Origin of the sequence: Nocardia sp. NPDC050793, from assembly GCF_040654065.1 — a bacterium.
Taxonomy (GTDB): domain Bacteria; phylum Actinomycetota; class Actinomycetes; order Mycobacteriales; family Mycobacteriaceae; genus Nocardia.
The window spans coordinates 59150-78057 of the sequence record NZ_JBFAHG010000010.1 but is presented as its reverse complement, the minus strand read 5'-3'; the positions used below and the strand labels follow the sequence as shown (position 1 = coordinate 78057).

The following is an 18908-nucleotide window of genomic DNA, read 5'->3' as shown; positions in this document are numbered from 1 at the left end:
TTCGTCCCGGATTACCGCGAGGTCGCCACCGGCCGCCCGAACAGGATGACCTGCATCAGGTGGATCACCCGCGCCCGCGAGCAGATCGGGTTGTCCGGACCCAGCCACTGGCCGAGGTCGACGACGAGTGCGAAGGCGGCGTGCACCAGCACCCGTGACTCGGCGGCGGACAGTTCGGGCCGCACCCCGACGACGAGCTTGGCCCACTCTTCGACGTTGAGCCGCTGGATGTTCCGCAGCACGGTGCGGTCCTCCTGCGGCACATTGCTGATCTCGGCGTAGTAGACGAAGGTCAGTTCCCGCTCGGCGAAGGACCCGGCGACGTACAGCTCGATCAGTCTGGTCAGGGCGCGCTCGGGGTCACCGCCGGATGCGGCGATGGCCGGGCCGATGGCGGCAGAAACCCGGTCCGCCGCACGGCGGAACGCGGCGGCCAGGATGTCGCCTTTGCTCCGGTAGAAGCGGTAGACGGCCGAGGAGGCGGGCAGTTCCGCGGCATTGGCGATGTCCTCGACGCTCACGTTCGGATAGCCGCGTTCGTGGAACAGTTCGATGGCGCGCCGCAGCAACAGCTCGTGTTTGAAGCGCAGCGGCACCTCGGCGGCGCCGTCGGTGACGGGCGGCTCGCCGACCGGCGGCAGATCGCTGCGCACGACATCGAGGCACGCCGTGCGCAGCAGCTTGGTCAGCGAACGCACCGGAATCGACACGTGGTGATCGGAGATGCTGCCGATGACGCTGAGCGCGGCGGTGGCCAGGACGACGCTGTCCGCGCCCGTAGCCTCGGGCCGCGCCTCCGCGAGCAACCCGCCGACCACCCGGTACGCCTCGATCAGCTGCTCGATCAGGACCCGGTAGTCCTCCTCGTCGAGGTAGCGGCTCTGCCATCGCAGCAGGGCCGCGCCGCGGCGGTTGGCGATCGACTTCTCGATGAGCGTGTCGAGAATGTGCTCGAGCCGCAGGCTCGCGGGGGCGTCGGCCAAGTCGTCGGGCAACTGCACTGCCTCGGCGCAGAGCGCGCTCAGTCGCAGGGCCTCCTCGCGGAACAACGCGTATTTGCTCGGGTAGTGGCGGTACAGCGCGGTGGAGCTGATGTCGAGCCGGGATGCGATCTCTTCCATGCTGACGCCGTGGTACCCCAGCGCGCCGAAGGCCTCCGCGGAGGTCGCCGCGATCTGCGCCCGCCGGTTTCGCGGCCGCCGCCGGATCACCCGTGGCGCGGCGTTCTCACCGCTCGCGCTCGCTCGCGGGGCGCGGCCCTTGTGCGCATCCATGCGGCGATGCTAACCCAAACGGATGCTCGGTAAAGCCGCCTTTCTCATCCCGAAATCAAACTGAATGAAAGATCACAAGCCAGTGGTAACACTAGTTCTAGCTAGGACGATTATTACGATGCGGCTCAGAATATTCGGTAACATCACCGGAGCGAGGGATGCTGCTCTCACGCCATGCGAAGGGGAGCGCTCTAGACCTGCGCCGGGCGGCCGAACAGCACGATCTGCATCAGCAGCCGCACCCGATCCTGCGCCGCGAGCGGTTCGCTGCCGAACGCGCGCCCGAGATCGATGACGAGCGCGAAGGCCGCGTGGATGAGGAAGCGCGCCTCGGCGGGTGAGAGCTCGGGGCGCACCTCGCGCAGCAGCTTGGCCCACTCTTCGACGCTGAGCCGCTGGATATTGCGCAGCACGGTGCGTTCCTCGGCCGGAACGTGCTGGAACTCGGTGAAATACACGAACGTGAGGTCGCGCTCGGCGAACGAGCCCGCGACGTAGTGCTCGATCAGCGTGGTGAGCGCGGCTTCCGGTCCGTCGGAGCTCGCCACGGCCGGGCCGATCGCCGCCGACACCCGGTCGGCGGCTCTGCGGAACGCGGCGGCCAGCAGATCGCTCTTGCCGCGGTAGAAGCGGTACACGGCCGATGCCGCGGAAAGTCCTGCGGCGCTGGCGATCTCCTCGACACTCACGTTGGGATAGCCGCGCTCGTGGAAGAGCTCGACCGCCTTGTGCAGCAACAGCTCGTGCTTGAACGACTCCGGGATCTCTAGCGTGGTCGCGGGTTCCGCCGTCGCCGCCGCGGGCGGGAGCTCGGCGCGCACCAGCCCGGAGCATGCCGAGTCGAGCAGCCGGGCAAGGGATTTCGCGGGCAGCGCGGCGTGGTGGTCGGCGATGCTGGTGATGGCGCTGAGCAGGGCGGCGCGCAGCACCCGAACGTCGTTGCCGTCCAGTTCGGGACGCAGCCCGCGCAATGCGGTGCCGAGGGCGTCGAGCACGGTGGCCTGCTGCTCGGCCAGGGTCTGTTGATCCTCTGGCTCCAGGTAGCGGCCCTCCCAGCGCACCAGCGTGACGCTCGGGCGGTTCTCGATGGTCGCGCCGATCAGTCCGTCGAGCACCCGGTGCAGCCGCTGCTCGGAGGAGAGTTCGGCGGCGTCGTCGGGCAGCTGGACCGACTCGGTCATCGCCCGGCCCACCCGCAGCAGCTCTTCCCGGAACAGCGCGTACTTGCTCGGATAGTGCCGATACAGCGCGGCCGAGCTGATCCCGAGTCCGGAGGCGATGTCCTCCATGCTCACACCGTGGTAGCCGAGCGCGCCGAAAGCGGCGGCGGACGCCGCGGCGATCTGGGCTCGCCGATTCTTGGGCCTGCGCTTGATCTCCCGTGGTGCCGAGTCGCCGCTGACTGGCTTTCGCGCCGTACGGCGATTGTCGACACTCATGCCGGACATCGTAACGACTCCGCTCGCACGGTGATTTGCCCAGGTCGCGGTACGTCGAACGGGCCGAGAAGGTGCGCGCGACGCGACGCGGCGGCCGTCCCGTGCGGTCCCGAGGCATTGACCTTGAATACCTATTCATCAAGGGAGTGTGCCGGCGTCGGCGGCTTTCCGGTCATGCTGGTGCCATCTGCGGCGATCGGGGCGACCGAGTGCGCAGGAGCAGTGATTAGAACGTAGAAGTTCTAGAACGCTGAGGGTATATTCTTGATGTGTGGAATGTGACTCTCTTGACCCCGGTCAGCGAGTGGTTTCTCCAACTCGAGGACGACGCGGAAGCGGTGGCGAACGCCATCGACATGTTGGCTGAGCAGGGCCCCACCTTGGGCCGACCTACCGTGGACCGTATCAAGGGCGCACAGCTACACAACCTGAAGGAGCTACGACCGGCGGCCACCAACATCCGAATCCTGTTCGCATTCGATCCGGAGCGGCAGGCCATTTTGCTGGTGGCGGGCGACAAGACGGGCAACTGGCAGGGTTGGTACCGAGAGAACATTCCGGTGGCCGAGCAGCGGTACAAAGGCTGGCTGAATGGCGACTACGACGAAGAAGAGGAGGAGTGACGATGGCAATCAAGGCCCAGAGCTGGAAGGACGTGCGCGCGAAGGCCGAGCTTGATCCGGCCAAGGTGCAGCAGGCTCGGCAGCGGGAACTGGATGCTCAGCGCGCCTTCCGCCTCACTCAAGTGCGCAAGGCGCAGGCCCGCACGCAGGCCGAGATCGCGCAGGCGATGGGTGTAACCCAGACGCGTGTGTCCCGCATCGAGCGTGGGGACATGGCCCGCACCGAGATCGGGACCCTGGAGGCCTACGTCGCGGCCATGGGTGGACGGTTGCGCGTGGTGGCCGAGTTCGGGGACGACATAGTCGCTTTGCACTGACGTCGACCGCAAAGCGACGGCGGTGCGCCGCAAGACGATGGTCGACCAGGTGCGGTTGCTGCCGGATCTGCGCCGCAGCGGTACCCTGCTGCGCACCTCACGGGCACGCAGCAGGCGTTGTGGCGCAGCGCCATTCGCCAAATCCGCGCCTGACCGTCGGCCTCGGGCTCAGCGCGTCGGCCGGATCGTCGCGTACCAGTCCAGCAGGTCGGGGTCGTCCACGGCGCTGCGCTCCACCACGCGCGCGGCCTCGGCGCCCTGGAACAGCTTCTTGATCGGCACCTCGAGCTTCTTGCCGGTGCGGGTGTGCGGGATGCCCGGCGCGACGAGGATCTCGTCCGGCACGTGCCGCGGCGAGACCTCGGTGCGAATGGTCGAGTTGATCCGTTCGCGCAGTTCGTCGGTCAGCTCCGCACCCGGCGCGAGGACCACGAACAGCGGCATCCAGTAGCCGCCGTCGGGCTGTTCCGCGCCGATCACCAGCGCCTCGGTGATCTCCGGCAGTCGCTCGACGGACTGGTAGATGTCCGCGCTGCCCATCCGGATGCCGTGCCGGTTCAAGGTGGAATCCGAACGGCCGTGCACGACGATGCTGCCGTGATCGGTGATGGTGATCCAGTCGCCGTGCCGCCAGACACCCGGGAACATGTCGAAATAGGCGTCGTGGTAGCGCGTTCCGTCCGGGTCGCGCCAGAAACTCACCGGCATGGACGGCATCGGCGCGGTGATAACCAGTTCGCCGACCTCGCCGCGCACCGGCTTGCCCTCCGTGTCGAACGCGTCGAGCGCGACGCCGAGGTAGGGGGCCGAGAGCTCGCCCGGCCAGACCGGCACCGTCCGGACACCGCCGATGAAGGCCGACACCACGTCGGTGCCGCCGCTGATCGAGTTGACCGGAACGTGCTCGCCGACGTTGTCGCGCAGCCACAGCGCCGAGGAGGGCGGCAGCGCCGAACCGGTGATGCCGACCGTGCGCAGCGCCGCGAGGTCGTGCTCGTCGCGCGGGACGACGCCCGCCTTGATGCACGCCAGCACGTAACCGGGGCTGGTGCCGAGCACGGTCGTCCGCGTCTCGGCGGCGATCCGCCACAGCGCGTCCGGCGCGGGATAGGTGGGGCTGCCGTCGTAGCAGACGATGGTCGCGCCGACCAGCAGGCCCGCGATCTGGAAGTTCCACATCATCCAGCTCGGGCTGGTGTACCAGAAGAACGTGTCGTCCTCGCCGATATCGGATTGCAGCGCGACGGCTTTCAGGTGCTCGAGCAGCACGCCGCCGTGGCCGTGCACGATGCCTTTGGGCAGGCCGGTGGTGCCGGAGGAGAAGACGATCCACAGCGGGTGGTCGAAGTCGACCGTCTCGGTCTCGATGATCGCCGCGACATTGTCGGTGTCGATCGCCTCGCCCCACGGCACGGCGCCGGGGACTTCGAGGCCGAGCCGGGAGACGGCGACCGTCGCGCGCAGGGAGCCGAAACCCTCTTGCAGCGCGGCGATGTCGGCGCGCTTGTCGTGTGCCTTGCCGCCGAACCGATAGCCGTCGGCGGTGACGAGCACGGCCGGTTCGAGCTGGCCGAGGCGGTCGAGGGCGGCCTTCGGTGAGTAGTCCTGCCCGCACGCGCTCCAGATCGCGCCCAAGCTCGCGGTCGCCAGGAACGCGATCACCGCCTCCGGGATGTTCGGCAGGTAGCCGACCACCCGATCACCGCGCCGGACCCCCAGTTCGCGCAAGGTGCGCGCGAAGGCGGCGGTGGCGTCGATCAGCTCGACCCAGGAGACCTCGCGGGTTGGCACGTCCTCGCCGACGGCCAGAATGGCGGGTCGGTCGGTGCGGGCCTGGCGCACGACCTGATCGACGTAGTTGAGCCGGGTGCACGGAAACCATTGCGCCCCTGGCATCTCCGAACTCGCCAGCACCTCGCCGTCGATCTCGCCGAGCTCGAAGTACTCCCACACCGCCCGCCAGAAGCCGGCCAGGTCGTCCACCGACCACTGCCACAGCGAGTGATAGTCCGACGTCGCGACGCCGGTGCGCTCGGCGACGAACCGCGCGAAATCGGTCACCTCGGCGTCGGCGATGTCCCGTTCGGTGGGCACCCACTGTGGTTGCACCGCAATACCTCCTGGCTCGTGGGGTGGATCAGTTCTCGGCGTGCGCGCGTCGCACGATCTGTTCGGCGTGCCGCAGTACGGGGGCGTCGACCATCCGGCCCTCGAAGGCGAAGACACCGCGGTGCTTCGGCACCTCGTCGAGTACACGCCTCGCCCAAGCGATTTCGTCGTCCGCGGGTGCGTAGGCCGCGCGGATCACCGGCACCTGGCTCGGGTGGATCGCGACCTTCGCGTCGAAGCCGACGGCTACCGCGTCGTCGGTCTCGGCGCGCAGGCCGTCGAGATCGCGGATGTTCAGATACACCGAGTCGAGGGCGAACTTGCCGTAGGCCTTGGCGGCCAGCAGCGCGCTGGAGCGGACGTGCCGCGCCACATCGCGATAGCTGCCATCGGAGTGCCTGCTCGAGGTGCCGCCCAGGCCCGCGATCAGGTCCTCCGCGCCCCACATGACGCCGATCACGTTGCGCGCCAAGACCGCTCGCCCGATCGCCAGCGCGCCGAGCGGCGACTCCACCAGCGCGATCACCTCGTGGTCCGGCAACGCCGTGATCTGTTCGGCTGACTCGGTTTTCGGCAGCATGACGCGGCGGTATCCGGTCTCGGCCAACGCGGCGAGATCCAGCGCGTGCTCCTCGGTGTCCGCCGCGTTGACCCGCACCACGGTGGTCTCGGGATCGAGCGGGGTGGCGAGCAGGGCCGCGCGGGCCGCTGCCTTGTCCGCCGCCGCCACGCCGTCTTCCAGGTCGAGGATCACCACGTCGGCGGCCGCGGCCGCCTTCGCGTAGCGCTCGGGCCGGTCGGCGGGGCAGAACAACCAGCCCGGCCCTTTCATCTGCCACGTCATGCCTGCTCCGGGGCCTTGCGGACCAGCGTCTTGCGGGTGGCCGTCGCTACCACGTCGCCGTGCTGGTTGCGGGCGGTGTGGGCGAAGGTCACGATGCCCTCGCCCGGCCGCGACTTGGACTCGCGTTTGTCGACGATCACGGTCTCGGCGTACATGGTGTCGCCGTGGAACAGCGGCTTGGGGAAGTTGATCTCGGAGAAGCCGAGGTTCGCGACGATGGTCCCTTGGGTCAGCTGTGCCACCGACAGCCCAACCAGCGTGGACAGCGTGAACATCGAGTTCACCAGCCGCTTGTTGAACGGCGGCAGCGCGTCGCTGAAGGCGGCGTCCAGATGCAGCGCCTGGGTGTTCATGGTCAGCGTGGTGAACAGGACGTTGTCGGCCTCGGTGATGGTGCGACCGGGCCGGTGTTCGTAGACGACGCCGGTCTCGAACTCCTCGAACCACAAGCCGCGCTGGACGATTCGACGCTTGTCGTTCACAGCCGCACCTCGCCGGCGCTCGGCACCGCTGTGCCCGACGGTGCTGTGTCCACGGTTCGCTCGCTGCGTTCGTTCACAGGCCCAGCTCCCGTCCGATCAGCATCAGCTGCACCTCCGTCGTGCCCTCGCCGATTTCCAGGATCTTGCTGTCGCGGTAATGCCTGGCCACAGCGTATTCGTTCATGAAGCCGTTGCCGCCGAAGATCTGGGTGGCGTCGCGGGCGTTGTCCATCGCGGCCTCGCTGGCCACCAGCTTGGCGATGGACGCCTGCTTCTTGAACGGCTTGCCGGCGAGCATCAGCGCGGCGGCGTCGTAGTAGGCGGTGCGCGCGGCGTGCGCGCGCGCCTCCATGCGGGCGATCTTGAAGGCGATGGCCTGGTTGCGGCCGATGGCCTGGCCGAAGGCGAGCCGCTCCTTGGCGTAGCGCACGCTCTCGTCGACACAGCCTTGGGCCGCACCCACCGACAGCGCGGCGATCGCGATGCGGCCCTCGTCCAGGATGCGCAGGAAGTTGGCGTAGCCGCGGCCGCGCTCGCCGAGCAGGTTCTCCGCCGGGACGCGCACGTCGGTGAGGCTCAGCGGGTGGGTGTCCGAGGCGTTCCAACCGACCTTGTTGTAGGCGGGTTCGGCGACGAAGCCTGGGGTGTCGGTCGGCACCAGGATGGTGGAGATCTCCTTCTTGCCGCCGGTCGTTCCTGTCACCGCGGTCACCGTCACCAGCTTGGTGATGTCGGTGCCGGAGTTGGTGATGAACTGCTTGCGGCCGTTGATGATCCATGTGCCGTCGTCCAGCACGGCCTTGGTGGTGGTGCCGCCCGCGTCGCTGCCCGCGTCCGGTTCGGTGAGGCCGAAGGCGGCCAGCGAACGGCCGCTGGTCAGCTGCGGAAGCCACTCCTGCTTCTGCTTGTCGTCGCCGAAGCGGTACACCGGCATGGCGCCGAGCGAGACGCCCGCCTCCAGGGTGATGGCCACGCTCTGGTCGACCTTGCCGAGCTCCTCGAGCGCGAGGCACAGCGCGAAGTAGTCGCCGCCCATGCCGCCGTACTCCTCGGGGAAGGGCAGGCCGAACAGGCCCATATCGGCCATGCCCGCGACGACCTCGTACGGGAAGGTGTGGTTCGCGTCGTGCTCGGCGGCTACCGGAGCCACCACCTGCCGCGCGAAATCGCGGACCGTCAGTGCCAGGTCGCGGTAGTCCTCTGGCAGCGTGCCGGTGGACAGGAAGTCGGTCATTCGGAAGTTCCTTCTCGCTCAGAGGTATTCGTGTCGGCGACGATGCGGGCAAGCGGCTGGTCGAGGCGCACCTGGGCGCCCGGCGCGACCAGCACTTCGACGGTGCCCGCGACCGGCGCGGTGAGCGTGTGCTCCATCTTCATCGCCTCCACCACGACGACGGGCGCGCCCGCCGCCACCGTCGCGCCGGAAGTCACCGGGACGGCGATCACCGAACCCGGCATGGGGCTGCGTATCTCGGCGTCGCCGACGTGTTCGCCGCCGCCGCGCACGTTGACCTCGGCGACCTCGCGCAGCACCGAAACGCCCGCGGGGCCCGCTACCCACAGCTGTCCGTCGTGTTCGGCCACCCGGTAGCCCCGACGCACGTCGTCGACGGTCACCGTGAGCACACCGCTCTCGGCGGTGCGCGCTGCGAAAGTCGCTGTCAGCGCGAGGGATTCGCCCTCGCCGACGCTGACCTGCGCGGCGTCGGGTCGGCCGCTGAGGTAGACGTGCTCGGTGCGGTCGCCGCCGGCCAGCCGGATCGGGGTGGGCGCGGGAACGCCGATCCGCCAGCCCGAGGGGATGTCCCACGGGCCGGACGGCTCGGCGGGCCAGCGCCGCAGCCAGTGGTAGGCGGCCGCGACCACGAATTCCTCGTCGCGCACGGGTTCGGGCCGGAAGTCGCCGACCCTGCGGTCGAGCAGACCGGTGTCGAGTCGTCCGGCGGCCACATCCGGGTCGGCGAGCAGGAAGCGCAGGAATTCGATATTGCTGGTCACCCCGAGCAGCACGGTGTCCGCCAGCGCCCGGTCGAGCGTGGCGAGCGCCGCGGCGCGATCGGGGCCGTGCGCGATGACCTTGGACAGCATCGGGTCGTAGTCGCTGCCGACCACGGTGCCGACGCGCAGGCCCGAATCCACCCGCACGCCAGACCTTTCCGGTTCCACCAGGTCCAGCACCGCGCCGCCGGTCGGCAGGAACCCGCGGCCGGGATCCTCGGCGTAGACGCGCGCCTCGACGGCGTGCCCGGTGAGCCGGATCTCCTCCTGGCGGGCGCCGATCTTCTGGCCCGCCGCGACCCGGACCTGGCACTCCACCAGATCCACACCGGTCACCAGTTCGGTGACCGGATGCTCCACCTGGAGCCGGGTGTTCATCTCCATGAAGAAGAACTCGTCCGGCCGGTCGGCCGAGACGATGAATTCGACCGTGCCCGCGCCGACATAGTTCACGCTCCGCGCGGTATTGCACGCCGCGGCGCCGATGCGCTCCCTGGTGGCCGCGTCCAGCAGCGGCGATGGCGCCTCCTCGATCACCTTCTGGTGCCTGCGCTGCAAGCTGCATTCGCGCTCGCCCAGGTGCAGCACGTTGCCGTACTGGTCGGCGAGGATCTGCACCTCGATGTGGCGCGGCCGGGTGACGAACCGCTCCAGGAACAGGGTGTCGTCGCCGAACGCGGCGCCCGCCTCACGCCGGGCGCTGACCAGCGCGTCGGGCAGCAGCGCCGGGTCCTCCACCATGCGCATGCCCTTGCCTCCTCCGCCCGCCGACGGCTTGACCAGCACCGGGTAGCCGATCTCGGCGGCAGCGGCGATCAGCTCGTCGTCGGTGAGGCCCGGCTTGGCGATGCCGGGAACCACCGGCACGTCGAAGGCCGCGACGGTGTTCTTGGCGGCGATCTTGTCGCCCATGATCTCGATGGCGCGGGCGGGCGGGCCGAGGAAGACGATGTTCGCGTCGGCCAGTGCGGCGGCGAAAGCGGCGTTCTCGGACAGGAATCCGTAGCCGGGGTGCACGGCCTGCGCGCCGGTGCGCACAGCTGCCGCCACAACTTTCTCGATGTCCAGGTAACTTTCACGCGCGGGCGCCGGGCCGAGGCGCACGGCGGTGTCCGCCTCGATGACGTGCCTGGCGTCGGCGTCGGCGTCGCTGTAGACGGCGACGGAGCGAATGCCCATGGCGCGCAAGGTACGGATGACGCGCACCGCGATCTCGCCGCGATTGGCGACGAGCACGGTGTCGAAATCGACGGGGTGGGTCCTGTTCAGGGGGATGGCAGTCGGCGAAGCCGACGGGGTGGGTGGGTTCAGCATCGCGATCACATCCGGAAGACGCCGTAGGAAACCGGTTCGAGCGGCGCCTGTGCGCAAACCGAAAGAGCAAGGCCGAGAACGGTTCTGGTGTCGAGCGGATCGATGACGCCGTCGTCCCAGAGGCGAGCGGTGGAATAGTACGGGTTGCCCTGGTGCTCGTACTGCTCGCGAATCGGCGCCTTGAACGCCTCCTGGTCTTCCTCGGACCAGGGCTGCCCGCTGCTGTCCAGCTGATCGCCGCGGACGGTGGCCAGCACGGAGGCGGCCTGTTCGCCGCCCATCACCGAGATGCGCGCGTTCGGCCACATCCACAGGAAGCGCGGCGAGTACGCGCGCCCGCACATCGAGTAATTGCCCGCGCCGTAGGAGCCGCCGATGACGACGGTGAGCTTCGGTACCCGCGCGCAGGCGACCGCGGTCACCATCTTCGCGCCGTGCTTGGCGATGCCGCCCGCCTCGTAGTCGCGCCCGACCATGAAGCCGGTGATGTTCTGCAGGAACAGCAGCGGGATCTTGCGCTTGTCGCACAGCTCGATGAAATGCGCGCCCTTCATGGCGGATTCGCTGAACAGCACGCCGTTGTTGGCGACGATGCCCACCGGATGGCCGTGGATCCGGGCGAAGCCGGTGACCAGCGTCTTGCCGTATTCGGCCTTGAACTCGTGGAATCCGCTCTCGCCGTCCGAGCCGCCGTCCACGATGCGGTGGATGACCTCGCGCACGTCGTAGGGCGTGCGCAGGTCGACGGGCACCACGTCGTACAGCTCGGACTCCGCAAGTGCGGGCGGCTTGGAAGCCGTGATTTCCCAAGGGCTTTCCGGCCGCGGTCCGAGTGTGGCCACGATGCGGCGCACGATGCGCAGCGCGTCCTGGTCGTCCTCGGCCAGGTGGTCGGTGACGCCCGAGGTGCGCGAGTGCAGCTCGCCGCCGCCGAGTTCCTCGGCAGTGACCACCTCACCGGTGGCGGCCTTCACCAGCGGTGGTCCGCCGAGGAAGATCGTGCCCTGGTTCCGCACGATCACCGCTTCGTCGCTCATCGCGGGCACGTACGCGCCGCCCGCGGTGCACGAGCCGAGCACGGCCGCGATCTGGGCGATGCCCTTGGCGCTCATGGTGGCCTGGTTGTAGAAGATGCGGCCGAAGTGCTCGCGATCGGGGAACACCTCGTCCTGGCGCGGCAGGAACGCGCCGCCCGAGTCGACCAGGTACAGGCAAGGCAGCTGGTTCTGCAGCGCCACCTCCTGCGCGCGCAGGTGCTTCTTCACCGAGAGGGGGTAGTAGGTGCCGCCCTTGACCGTGGCGTCGTTGGCCACGATGACGCACTCGCGTCCCGACACCCGCCCGATCCCGGCGATCACACCCGCGCCAGGACACTCGTCGTCGTACATCCCGTTCGCCGCGAGCGGGGAGAGCTCGAGGAACGGGCTGCCCGGATCGAGCAGCTGGTCCACCCGCTCCCGCGGTAGCAGTTTGCCGCGCGCGATATGCCGCTCCCGCGCCTTGGCGGGCCCACCGAGCGCGGCCGCCGCCAATCGCGCGCGCAGGTCGCCGGTGAGCGCCTCGTGCGCCGCGCGGTTGCCGACCTCTTGGGTAACCGTCATCACGTCCGCCGTCCAGTTAGTCGCCGATAACTGGAATTCAGGTTAATATCGATTAACCGAGTTGTCCAGATCGGGTGAAAGGAGCGGGTGTGACCGGCGCGGAAGCTGTGACACTCACCCGCCGCGAGCAGCTGAAGGCAGAGCGGCGCAAGCAATTGCTGGAGGCGGGAGCCCGGCTCATCGCGGACCGGGGCTTCCTCGGCGTGCGGCTCGACGACCTCGGCGCGGCCGTCGGCATCAGCGGCCCCGCGGTCTACCGGCACTTCCCGAACAAGGAGGCGCTGCTGGTCGAGCTGCTGGTCGGGGTCAGTCAGCGGCTGCTCGCGGGCGGCCGGTCGGTGGTGGTCGGCGCGAACTCCGCCGAGGCGGCGCTGGAAGGCTTGGTCGACTTCCACCTGGACTTCGCGTTCGGCGAACCCGAGCTCATCCGCATTCAGGACCGGGACCTGGACAACGTGCCCGCCGAACCGCGGCACGAGCTGCGGCGCACCCAGCGCCAGTACGTCGAGGTCTGGGTCGAGGTACTGCGCAAACTGCACCCCCGGCTGCCCGAAGAGGGGGCGCGGGTGCAGGCGCATGCCGCGTTCGGCCTGCTCAACTCGACCCCGCACAGTGCGCCCCCGGCGACCGCCAGCAAGGCGAGGCCGATCCTGCGCGAGATGGCGCTGTCCGCGCTCACCCGAACCGCCTGATCCCGCGCCGATCGGCCGTCGCACGCTCATCGAGCGCTCCAGCCTCCGTCCATCGTGTAGGAGGCGCCGGTGACCATGCCCGCGTGCGGTCCGGTGAGCCAGCCGACCAGGGCAGCGACCTCGTCGGGTTCGACGAGGCGCTTGACGGCGCACTCGGTGAGCATGATCTTCTCGATCACCTGCTGCTCCGGGATGCCGTGCGTCCTGGCCTGATCGGCGATCTGCTTGTCCACCAACGGGGTTCGGACATAACCGGGGTCGACGCAGTTGCTGGTCACGCCGTGCGCGCCGCCCTCCAGCGCGGTGACCTTGGACAGCCCTTCCAGCCCGTGCTTGGCCGCCACGTACGCGGACTTGTACGGCGAGGCGCGCAACCCGTGCACCGACGAGATGTTGACGATGCGCCCGAACCCGTTGCGGTACATGTGCGGCAGCGACGCGCGAATGAGCAGGAACGGCACCTCGACCATCAGGGCGAGGATGTCGCGGAATTCCGCGGGCGGGAAGTCCTCGATCGGATGAATGCGCTGCACGCCAGCGTTGTTCACCAGCACGTCGACCTCGAGACGTAGCTCCTCCAAGGCAGTGACCTCGAGAAGGTCTACGACCCAAGCCTTTCCGCCGATCTCGTTCGCCAGCTTCCGCGCGCCGTCACCGTCGGTGTCGGCCACGGTGACCTCGGCGCCGCGCGCCGCGAGCTCCCGCGCGCACGCCGCGCCGATGCCGCTCGCGCCGCCGGTGACCAGGGCGCGCCGTCCGAACAGGTCGGTCATCGAGCGCTCACCTCGGCGTCGGCCCGATCGACTGCCTGCAAGTCGAGACCTTTTGTCTCCCTCGCGAAGAGCACGGCCACCGCGGTGACGGCCGCCGCCCCCGCCAGGTACCAGGCGATCGGCACCGAGGAGCCGAAGCTGTCCAGCAGCCGGACGGCGATGATCGGCGCGAGCGATCCGGCCACGATGGAGGTGACCTGGTACCCGAGCGACACACCGGAATACCGCATCCGGGTGGGGAACATCTCGGCCATGATCGCGGGCTGGGCCGCATACATCAGCGCGTGGAAGACCAGTCCGATGATGATGGCGGACATGATGATCGCGTGATTCTTGCTGTCCATCATCGGGAAGGCGAAGAAACCCCAGCTGCCCGCGGTGAGCGCGCCCGCGAAATACACCGGCCGCCTGCCGAATCGGTCGGACAGGTACCCGGCCAGCGGGACGGCGACGAAGTGCACCGCGTGCGCGGCGAGCAGCCACCACAGGATGGTCTTGGTGTCCGCGCCGACGTGCACCTTCAGGTAGGTAATGGAGAACGTGACCACCAGGTAGTACATGATGTTCTCGCCGAAGCGCAGGCCCATCGCGGTGAAAACGCCTCGCGGATAACGCTTCAGCACTTCCACCACGCTGAACGAGGTCGCCTTGACCTGCTCCGCCTCGCGCTGCGCCGCCAGGAAGATCGGCGCGTCGGTGACCTTGGTGCGGATGTAGTAGCCGACCAGCACCACCACCGCCGACAACCAGAACGCGACCCGCCAGCCCCAGGACAAGAACGCGGCGTCCGACAGCGTCGAGGTCAGCGCGAGCAGCACGACGGTGGCGAGCAGATTGCCCGCGGGCACGCCCGCCTGCGGCCAGCTGGCCCAGAAGCCGCGGCTGCGGTCGGGACTGTGTTCGGCGACGAGCAGCACCGCGCCGCCCCATTCGCCGCCCACCGCGAAGCCTTGGATGAAGCGCAGCGCGACCAGCAGCGCGGGCGCCCAGTAGCCGATCTGTCCGAACGTCGGCAGGCAGCCCATCAGGAACGTCGCGCTGCCGACCAGCAGCAGGCTGAACTGCAACAGCTTCTTGCGGCCGTAGCGGTCGCCGAAGTGGCCGAAGACGATGCCGCCGAGCGGTCGGGCGGCGAAGCCGACCGCGTAGGTGACGAAGGCGGCGAGAATCGCGTCCAGATCGCTGGTGCCCTTGGCGAAGAACACCTTGCTGAAGACCAGCGTCGCGGCGGTGCCGTAGAGGAAGAACTCGTACCATTCGACGACCGTGCCCGCCATCGACGCGGCGACCACCCGCCGTAGGCCGGCCGGTGCCGGGCCGGGATCGCTGTCGGTCGCCCGCAAAGTATCGCGCACGCTCATCGAACTCTCCTTCATGACCGGGGCCACATCACCCCTCATCTGTGATGGGGCCCACATATTGTGGCGAGAACGAGTATTCGTGCAGATCTCTGTCGGTCGCAATGCCCAGATGTGCACGACCGATCTGCAATGATGCAGATATGAGTCCGGCTTCTCCCGGATTCGGCCGCCGTCCCAGCGCAGATGACCTGCTGGTGCTGCTCGCGGTGGGCCGGTCCGGTCGTTTCGTGTCCGCCGCCGACGAGCTCGGCATCAACCACACCACCATCTCGCGCCGCATCGCCGCGCTGGAGAAAACGCTCGGCGGGCGCGTGCTGACACGGGTGACCGGCGGGTGGGAACTCACCGATCTCGGACGCGACGCGCTGTCCGCGGCCGAAGCCGTCGAATCGGCGGTCAGGTCGCTCACCGCGGACCCGGCGGGCAACCGCACGCTGGAGGGCGTCGTGCGCATCTCGGCCACCGACGGTTTCAGCGCCTATCTCGCCGCGCCCGCCGTGGCGCAGGTGCAGCGCAGGCACCCGAAGATCGCCGTCGAGATCGTGACCGCCACCCGCCGCGCGTCGCAGCAGCGCTCGGGATTGGACATCGAGGTCGTCGTCGGCGAGCCACAAGTACACCGGGCCAAGGCGATTCGGCTCGCCGACTATCGACTCGGCCTATATGGATCGCGACAGTACTTGCGCGAGAACGGGATACCCGGCGGGATCGAAGACCTCGCCAGATATCCGCTCGTCTATTTCATCGACTCCATGCTCCAGGTCGACGATCTCGACCTGGCCTCCAGCTTCGCCCCCGCGATGCGCGAATCCATCTCCTCCACCAATGTTTTCGTGCACGTGGAGGCAACGCGAGCCGCCGCGGGGTTGGGGCTGCTGCCGTGCTTCATGGCCGACCGGCACGACGACCTGGTTCGAGTGCTGCGCGAGGAGGTTTCGGTGCAGCTGGCGTACTGGCTCGTGACGCGGACGGAGACGCTGCGCAGGCCGGAGGTCGCGGCGGTGGTGGACGCGATTCGGGAGCGGGTGTGGGAGCAGAAGGAGATGTTGCTGGGGGAGGATGGGTAGGGAGGGCTAGCGCCCGAACACCTTGTCCAGGGACTTCGCGGTGGCGGCGCGATAGACCCAGGTGTCCAGTTGTTCGAGATCGGTGCATTCGCGAATGCGGGCTTCGGCTTCCTCGGGCACATGGATGTCGCGGACACGCAGGATTGTCAGTAGCGCGCGGGCATAACCATGGGCTCGACCGCGTTCCGCTGCGCACTCATAGCGCAGACGGGCGAACGCACCTTTGTGATCGAACGCGTTCTTCGCCAGCAGCGCCTCTATGAAGAGCTTGGCGATCGGCGACCAGGCAGCGATCTCGGATGCTGAGCTGCCCGATCTCTGGTGTTGCGTTGGCAAGTGGCTCCCTCGGGGATCGCAGGGACAGGTCGGCGGAAGCTACTGGCCGAGCACCTCGTCGATGTTCTTCGCGGTAGCGGCGCGTTTGATCCATCTGTTCAGCTGATCGGCGTCGGTGCACTCTCGGATCCGGGTTTCGGCGGCCGCGGGTACTCGGATGCGCAGGGCCTGGAGAATCGTCAGCAGGGACCGGACCTCTCCTTGGACCCGACCGCGCGCTTCTCCGCGTGCTTCTCCGCGAGCCTCTCCTTCGGCCCGGCCTCGTGCTTCTCCGCGCGCGTAGTACCGCCGGGCGAACTCGCTCTTGTACTCGTACGTGTCGGTCGTCATGAGGCTCTCCAGGAAGTGCCGGGCCGCCGGCGACATGACAGCGGCTACCAGGTCAAGATACATTTCGCCGTTCGGTGCGTCGAGCACATACTCGACCAGGGTCTTGAGGATCGCATCGCGTTCGGGGCGCCGCTGGTACGAGATCGCCGACAGCACGGCGAGCTCGGGATTGGCGGTGGCGGCCTCGGAGTCGATGACGGCTGGGATGTCCTTCGGGCCGACGACGAGGGGGCTGAGCGTGCACCCGGGTGCGATACCGATGGGTCTGCGGCATCGGACTGCCGTGCGGTCGGTGGGACAGATCACCAGGAGCGCGGTGCGGCAGCGCAGCCGGGCGCGCAACGTCGTCAAGTAGACGGGCCAGCTCCACTGCTTGTCGGGATCCGGTCGTAGTTGGACCTCGATGATGACGGCCAGCGCCGGCGCCGTGCCGGATGCCAGCACCACCACCGCGTCCGCTCGGTACTCGGTCGGGTCGATATCGGGGAAGTCGCCGGAATCCAAACGGGCATTGTCGAATTCGGGTAGCGGATCGTCCGACACTAAACCGAGCAGTTCGGCGGCAAGGCGCGGGCGTTGCCGGATCAGGTCGATCACTACTTCGTGCAGGACGGTGGGCATGCGTAGAGGCTATAACCGCACACCGACAGGTTCTCGAGGTGAGCGATCGCCGGGAGTTCTTGCGACAGCGGGGATTACGTGGAAGCGAACGGCCGCTGTGGAAGGTTCCTGATCGACCCGAACTCGGTGTCCGGTGCGCAGGATGAGGCGGGCTCGCGAGCAGGGCGGGTCTGAGAACACGCGCTCGCCTGGCCAGCCCTGTCGGTGTCTGCGCCTAGGGTGTGCGCATGACCTCACTGTCGGATCCCAGGGTGCGTGAATTCCTCGGCCATGGCACGCGGACGGGCAAGGTCGCCTTCGTGGCGTCCGACGGACGTCCGGTCGTCACGCCGGTGTGGTTCCTCGTCGAAGGCGACGAGATCGTGTTCAACACCGGGAAGGAGACCGCCAAGGGCAAGGCGTTCGTGCGGGACGGCCGGATCGCCCTGTGTGTCGACCTCGAAGAGCCGCCGTACGCGTCGATCCAGATTCAGGGTGTCGTCACGATGTCGGACGACCCGGACGAACTGTTGCGCACGGCCACGGCCCTCGGCGGCCGCTACATGGGTGAAGACCGCGCCGAGGAGTTCGGCAAGCGCAACGGCGTTCCCGGGGAACTTGTCGTCCGGTTACGTCCGACGAAGGTGATCGCCCACTTCGACGCCACCGCCTGATCGGGGCCGGCGACGAGCGCTTCGACCTTCGAGGGCAGCCGTGCTGCCGCTCCGTCTCCACCCGCAGCGGCACCGCGACCGGCTCGGCGGGCCCGTCCTCTGGGACGGCGGCGGTGCTCGATGTGTGCTCGCGCCTGCCGCGACCTCGGCGAGGGCGACGCGGCGGCGGCCGGGTTCGGCGAAGACATCGTCGAGCAGCCGCTCCGGCCATGTGCGGGTCTCGAGGGCGACTTCGCCCAGCGCCGCCCATTTAGACTGACCCGCATGACCGTGCACTTCATCGGGGCCGGGCCGGGCGCGGCGGACCTGCTGACCGTGCGAGCGGTCACCCTCCTGCGCACCTCCCCGGTGTGCCTCTACGCGGGCACCTACCTCGACCCCGAGGTGCTGTCCCACTGCGCGCCCGACACCGAACTGATCGACACGCAGCGCCTCGACATCGATCAGATCACCGCCCACCTCGTTCGCGCCCACGAATCGGGCCGCGACGTGGCCCGCCTCTGTTCCGGTGACCCGTCCCTCTACTCGGCACTCACCGAACAGACCCGCCGCCTCGACGCCCACGGTATTCCCTGGGACGTCACCCCCGGCGTCCCCGCCTACGCCGCCGCGGCCGCGCTCCTCGGCACCGAACTCACCGTGCCCGAACTCGTGCAGTCGGTCGTGCTCACCCGCACCCAAGCCCGCTCCACCGCCATGCCGGAATCCGAGGCGCTGGCCAACTTCGCCCACACCGGCGCGACCCTCGTCCTGCACCTGGCCATCACCCGCATCCGGACACTGGCCGCCGAACTCGTCGCCGGCTACGGACCCGACTGCCCCGTCGCGGTCGTCTACCGCGCCAGCCAACCCGACCAGCTGATCCTGCGCGGGACCCTCGCCGACATCGCCGACCAGGTCGAAGCCGCCGACTTGCGGCAGGCGGCCGTCATCCTCGTCGGCCGCGCCCTGACGCCCGCCGTGTCCTGCGCCGGTTCGCACCTCTACGACCCGAGGCGGGATCGTCACTCAGTGCGAGCGGACGGATCAGGTCGCCACTGAACAGCACTTGCCGAGTGGTTTCGTGCGATCTCC

18 protein-coding genes are annotated in these 18908 nt (G+C 68.6%); 6 read left to right on the top strand and 12 right to left on the bottom strand.

What is annotated here, in order from left to right; all coding sequences use genetic code 11:
- Positions 1 to 11: 11 nt before the first annotated feature.
- Together AB0H50_RS28525 and AB0H50_RS28520 are read right to left on the bottom strand one after the other, a co-directional pair.
- Positions 12 to 1274: a TetR family transcriptional regulator gene (locus AB0H50_RS28525; RefSeq protein WP_357458483.1), complete on the bottom strand. Its 1263-nt coding sequence runs from the start codon at positions 1272 to 1274 to the stop codon at positions 12 to 14.
- A 191-nt stretch (positions 1275 to 1465) separates the two neighbouring features.
- Positions 1466 to 2713 carry a TetR/AcrR family transcriptional regulator gene (locus tag AB0H50_RS28520; RefSeq protein WP_357458480.1) on the bottom strand — a complete coding sequence of 416 codons (1248 nt, stop codon included), beginning with the start codon at positions 2711 to 2713 and terminating at the stop codon, positions 1466 to 1468.
- A gap of 287 nt (positions 2714 to 3000) precedes the next feature.
- Between AB0H50_RS28520 and AB0H50_RS28515 the strand changes: the two genes are divergently transcribed.
- Positions 3001 to 3336 (top strand): type II toxin-antitoxin system RelE/ParE family toxin, encoded by a 336-nt coding sequence (locus AB0H50_RS28515; RefSeq protein WP_357458477.1) that lies wholly within the window; start codon positions 3001 to 3003, stop codon positions 3334 to 3336.
- Positions 3333 to 3653: a helix-turn-helix domain-containing protein gene (locus AB0H50_RS28510; protein ID WP_357458474.1), complete on the top strand. Its 321-nt coding sequence runs from the start codon at positions 3333 to 3335 to the stop codon at positions 3651 to 3653. The genes AB0H50_RS28515 and AB0H50_RS28510 overlap by 4 nt, the downstream gene beginning before the upstream one ends.
- 168 nt (positions 3654 to 3821) lie before the next feature.
- Here AB0H50_RS28510 and AB0H50_RS28505 read toward each other — a convergent pair whose 3' ends face one another.
- The 6 genes from AB0H50_RS28505 to AB0H50_RS28480 form a co-directional block, all read right to left on the bottom strand.
- A complete protein-coding gene (locus AB0H50_RS28505) occupies positions 3822 to 5762 on the bottom strand; it encodes an acetoacetate--CoA ligase (RefSeq protein WP_357458471.1) in 1941 nt (646 codons plus the stop codon).
- A gap of 28 nt (positions 5763 to 5790) precedes the next feature.
- The gene (locus AB0H50_RS28500; RefSeq protein ID WP_357458469.1) at positions 5791 to 6606 is read right to left on the bottom strand and encodes a CoA ester lyase; all 816 of its coding nucleotides are present in this window, start codon (positions 6604 to 6606) and stop codon (positions 5791 to 5793) included.
- Entirely contained in the window at positions 6603 to 7088 is a 486-nt protein-coding gene (locus tag AB0H50_RS28495) for a MaoC family dehydratase (RefSeq protein ID WP_357458466.1), read from the bottom strand. The genes AB0H50_RS28500 and AB0H50_RS28495 overlap by 4 nt, the downstream gene beginning before the upstream one ends.
- Positions 7089 to 7161: 73 nt before the next feature.
- Positions 7162 to 8322 (bottom strand): acyl-CoA dehydrogenase family protein, encoded by a 1161-nt coding sequence (locus AB0H50_RS28490; RefSeq protein ID WP_357458464.1) that lies wholly within the window; start codon positions 8320 to 8322, stop codon positions 7162 to 7164.
- The gene (locus tag AB0H50_RS28485; RefSeq protein WP_357458461.1) at positions 8319 to 10400 is read right to left on the bottom strand and encodes a biotin carboxylase N-terminal domain-containing protein; all 2082 of its coding nucleotides are present in this window, start codon (positions 10398 to 10400) and stop codon (positions 8319 to 8321) included. Before AB0H50_RS28485 ends, AB0H50_RS28490 begins: the two co-directional genes overlap by 4 nt.
- A gap of 5 nt (positions 10401 to 10405) precedes the next feature.
- Complete coding sequence (locus AB0H50_RS28480) at positions 10406 to 12001, bottom strand: carboxyl transferase domain-containing protein (RefSeq protein WP_357458458.1); 1596 nt, start codon at positions 11999 to 12001, stop codon at positions 10406 to 10408.
- An 89-nt stretch (positions 12002 to 12090) separates the two neighbouring features.
- Here AB0H50_RS28480 and AB0H50_RS28475 point away from each other — a divergent pair, with 89 nt between their 5' ends.
- Positions 12091 to 12693, top strand: coding sequence for a helix-turn-helix domain-containing protein (locus tag AB0H50_RS28475; RefSeq protein WP_357458455.1), 603 nt, complete (start codon positions 12091 to 12093; stop codon positions 12691 to 12693).
- Between the two features lie 26 nt (positions 12694 to 12719).
- On the opposite strand, the gene AB0H50_RS28470 is transcribed toward AB0H50_RS28475, so the two are convergent.
- The gene (locus AB0H50_RS28470; protein ID WP_357458453.1) at positions 12720 to 13466 is read right to left on the bottom strand and encodes a 3-hydroxybutyrate dehydrogenase; all 747 of its coding nucleotides are present in this window, start codon (positions 13464 to 13466) and stop codon (positions 12720 to 12722) included.
- Positions 13463 to 14827 (bottom strand): MFS transporter, encoded by a 1365-nt coding sequence (locus AB0H50_RS28465; protein ID WP_357458451.1) that lies wholly within the window; start codon positions 14825 to 14827, stop codon positions 13463 to 13465. Before AB0H50_RS28465 ends, AB0H50_RS28470 begins: the two co-directional genes overlap by 4 nt.
- 140 nt (positions 14828 to 14967) lie before the next feature.
- Between AB0H50_RS28465 and AB0H50_RS28460 the strand changes: the two genes are divergently transcribed.
- Positions 14968 to 15894 (top strand): LysR family transcriptional regulator, encoded by a 927-nt coding sequence (locus tag AB0H50_RS28460; protein ID WP_357458448.1) that lies wholly within the window; start codon positions 14968 to 14970, stop codon positions 15892 to 15894.
- Between the two features lie 6 nt (positions 15895 to 15900).
- Here the strand turns inward: AB0H50_RS28460 and AB0H50_RS28455 are convergent, their stop codons facing one another.
- Entirely contained in the window at positions 15901 to 16230 is a 330-nt protein-coding gene (locus AB0H50_RS28455) for a hypothetical protein (protein ID WP_357458445.1), read from the bottom strand.
- A 39-nt stretch (positions 16231 to 16269) separates the two neighbouring features.
- The gene (locus AB0H50_RS28450; protein ID WP_357458442.1) at positions 16270 to 17181 is read right to left on the bottom strand and encodes a hypothetical protein; all 912 of its coding nucleotides are present in this window, start codon (positions 17179 to 17181) and stop codon (positions 16270 to 16272) included.
- Between the two features lie 227 nt (positions 17182 to 17408).
- Between AB0H50_RS28450 and AB0H50_RS28445 the strand changes: the two genes are divergently transcribed.
- Together AB0H50_RS28445 and cobM are read left to right on the top strand one after the other, a co-directional pair.
- The gene (locus AB0H50_RS28445; RefSeq protein WP_357458439.1) at positions 17409 to 17834 is read left to right on the top strand and encodes a PPOX class F420-dependent oxidoreductase; all 426 of its coding nucleotides are present in this window, start codon (positions 17409 to 17411) and stop codon (positions 17832 to 17834) included.
- A gap of 264 nt (positions 17835 to 18098) precedes the next feature.
- Positions 18099 to 18875, top strand: a complete 777-nt coding sequence (gene cobM, locus AB0H50_RS28440; protein WP_357458436.1) for a precorrin-4 C(11)-methyltransferase — start codon at positions 18099 to 18101, stop codon at positions 18873 to 18875.
- The last annotated feature ends 33 nt before the right edge of the window (positions 18876 to 18908 follow it).

Excerpts from the sequence above, each read along its gene's own strand:
- AB0H50_RS28525 (WP_357458483.1), bottom strand. The coding sequence starts at position 1,274 with ATGGATGCGCACAAGGGCCGCGCCCCGCGAGCGAGCGCGAGCGGTGAG.
- AB0H50_RS28520 (WP_357458480.1), bottom strand. The coding sequence starts at position 2,713 with ATGAGTGTCGACAATCGCCGTACGGCGCGAAAGCCAGTCAGCGGCGAC.
- AB0H50_RS28500 (WP_357458469.1), bottom strand. The coding sequence starts at position 6,606 with ATGACGTGGCAGATGAAAGGGCCGGGCTGGTTGTTCTGCCCCGCCGAC.
- AB0H50_RS28490 (WP_357458464.1), bottom strand. The coding sequence starts at position 8,322 with ATGACCGACTTCCTGTCCACCGGCACGCTGCCAGAGGACTACCGCGAC.
- AB0H50_RS28485 (WP_357458461.1), bottom strand. The coding sequence starts at position 10,400 with ATGCTGAACCCACCCACCCCGTCGGCTTCGCCGACTGCCATCCCCCTG.
- AB0H50_RS28480 (WP_357458458.1), bottom strand. The coding sequence starts at position 12,001 with ATGACGGTTACCCAAGAGGTCGGCAACCGCGCGGCGCACGAGGCGCTC.
- AB0H50_RS28470 (WP_357458453.1), bottom strand. The coding sequence starts at position 13,466 with ATGACCGACCTGTTCGGACGGCGCGCCCTGGTCACCGGCGGCGCGAGC.
- AB0H50_RS28465 (WP_357458451.1), bottom strand. The coding sequence starts at position 14,827 with ATGAGCGTGCGCGATACTTTGCGGGCGACCGACAGCGATCCCGGCCCG.
- AB0H50_RS28460 (WP_357458448.1), top strand. The coding sequence starts at position 14,968 with ATGAGTCCGGCTTCTCCCGGATTCGGCCGCCGTCCCAGCGCAGATGAC.
- AB0H50_RS28450 (WP_357458442.1), bottom strand. The coding sequence starts at position 17,181 with ATGCCCACCGTCCTGCACGAAGTAGTGATCGACCTGATCCGGCAACGC.
- AB0H50_RS28445 (WP_357458439.1), top strand. The coding sequence starts at position 17,409 with ATGACCTCACTGTCGGATCCCAGGGTGCGTGAATTCCTCGGCCATGGC.
- cobM (WP_357458436.1), top strand. The coding sequence starts at position 18,099 with ATGACCGTGCACTTCATCGGGGCCGGGCCGGGCGCGGCGGACCTGCTG.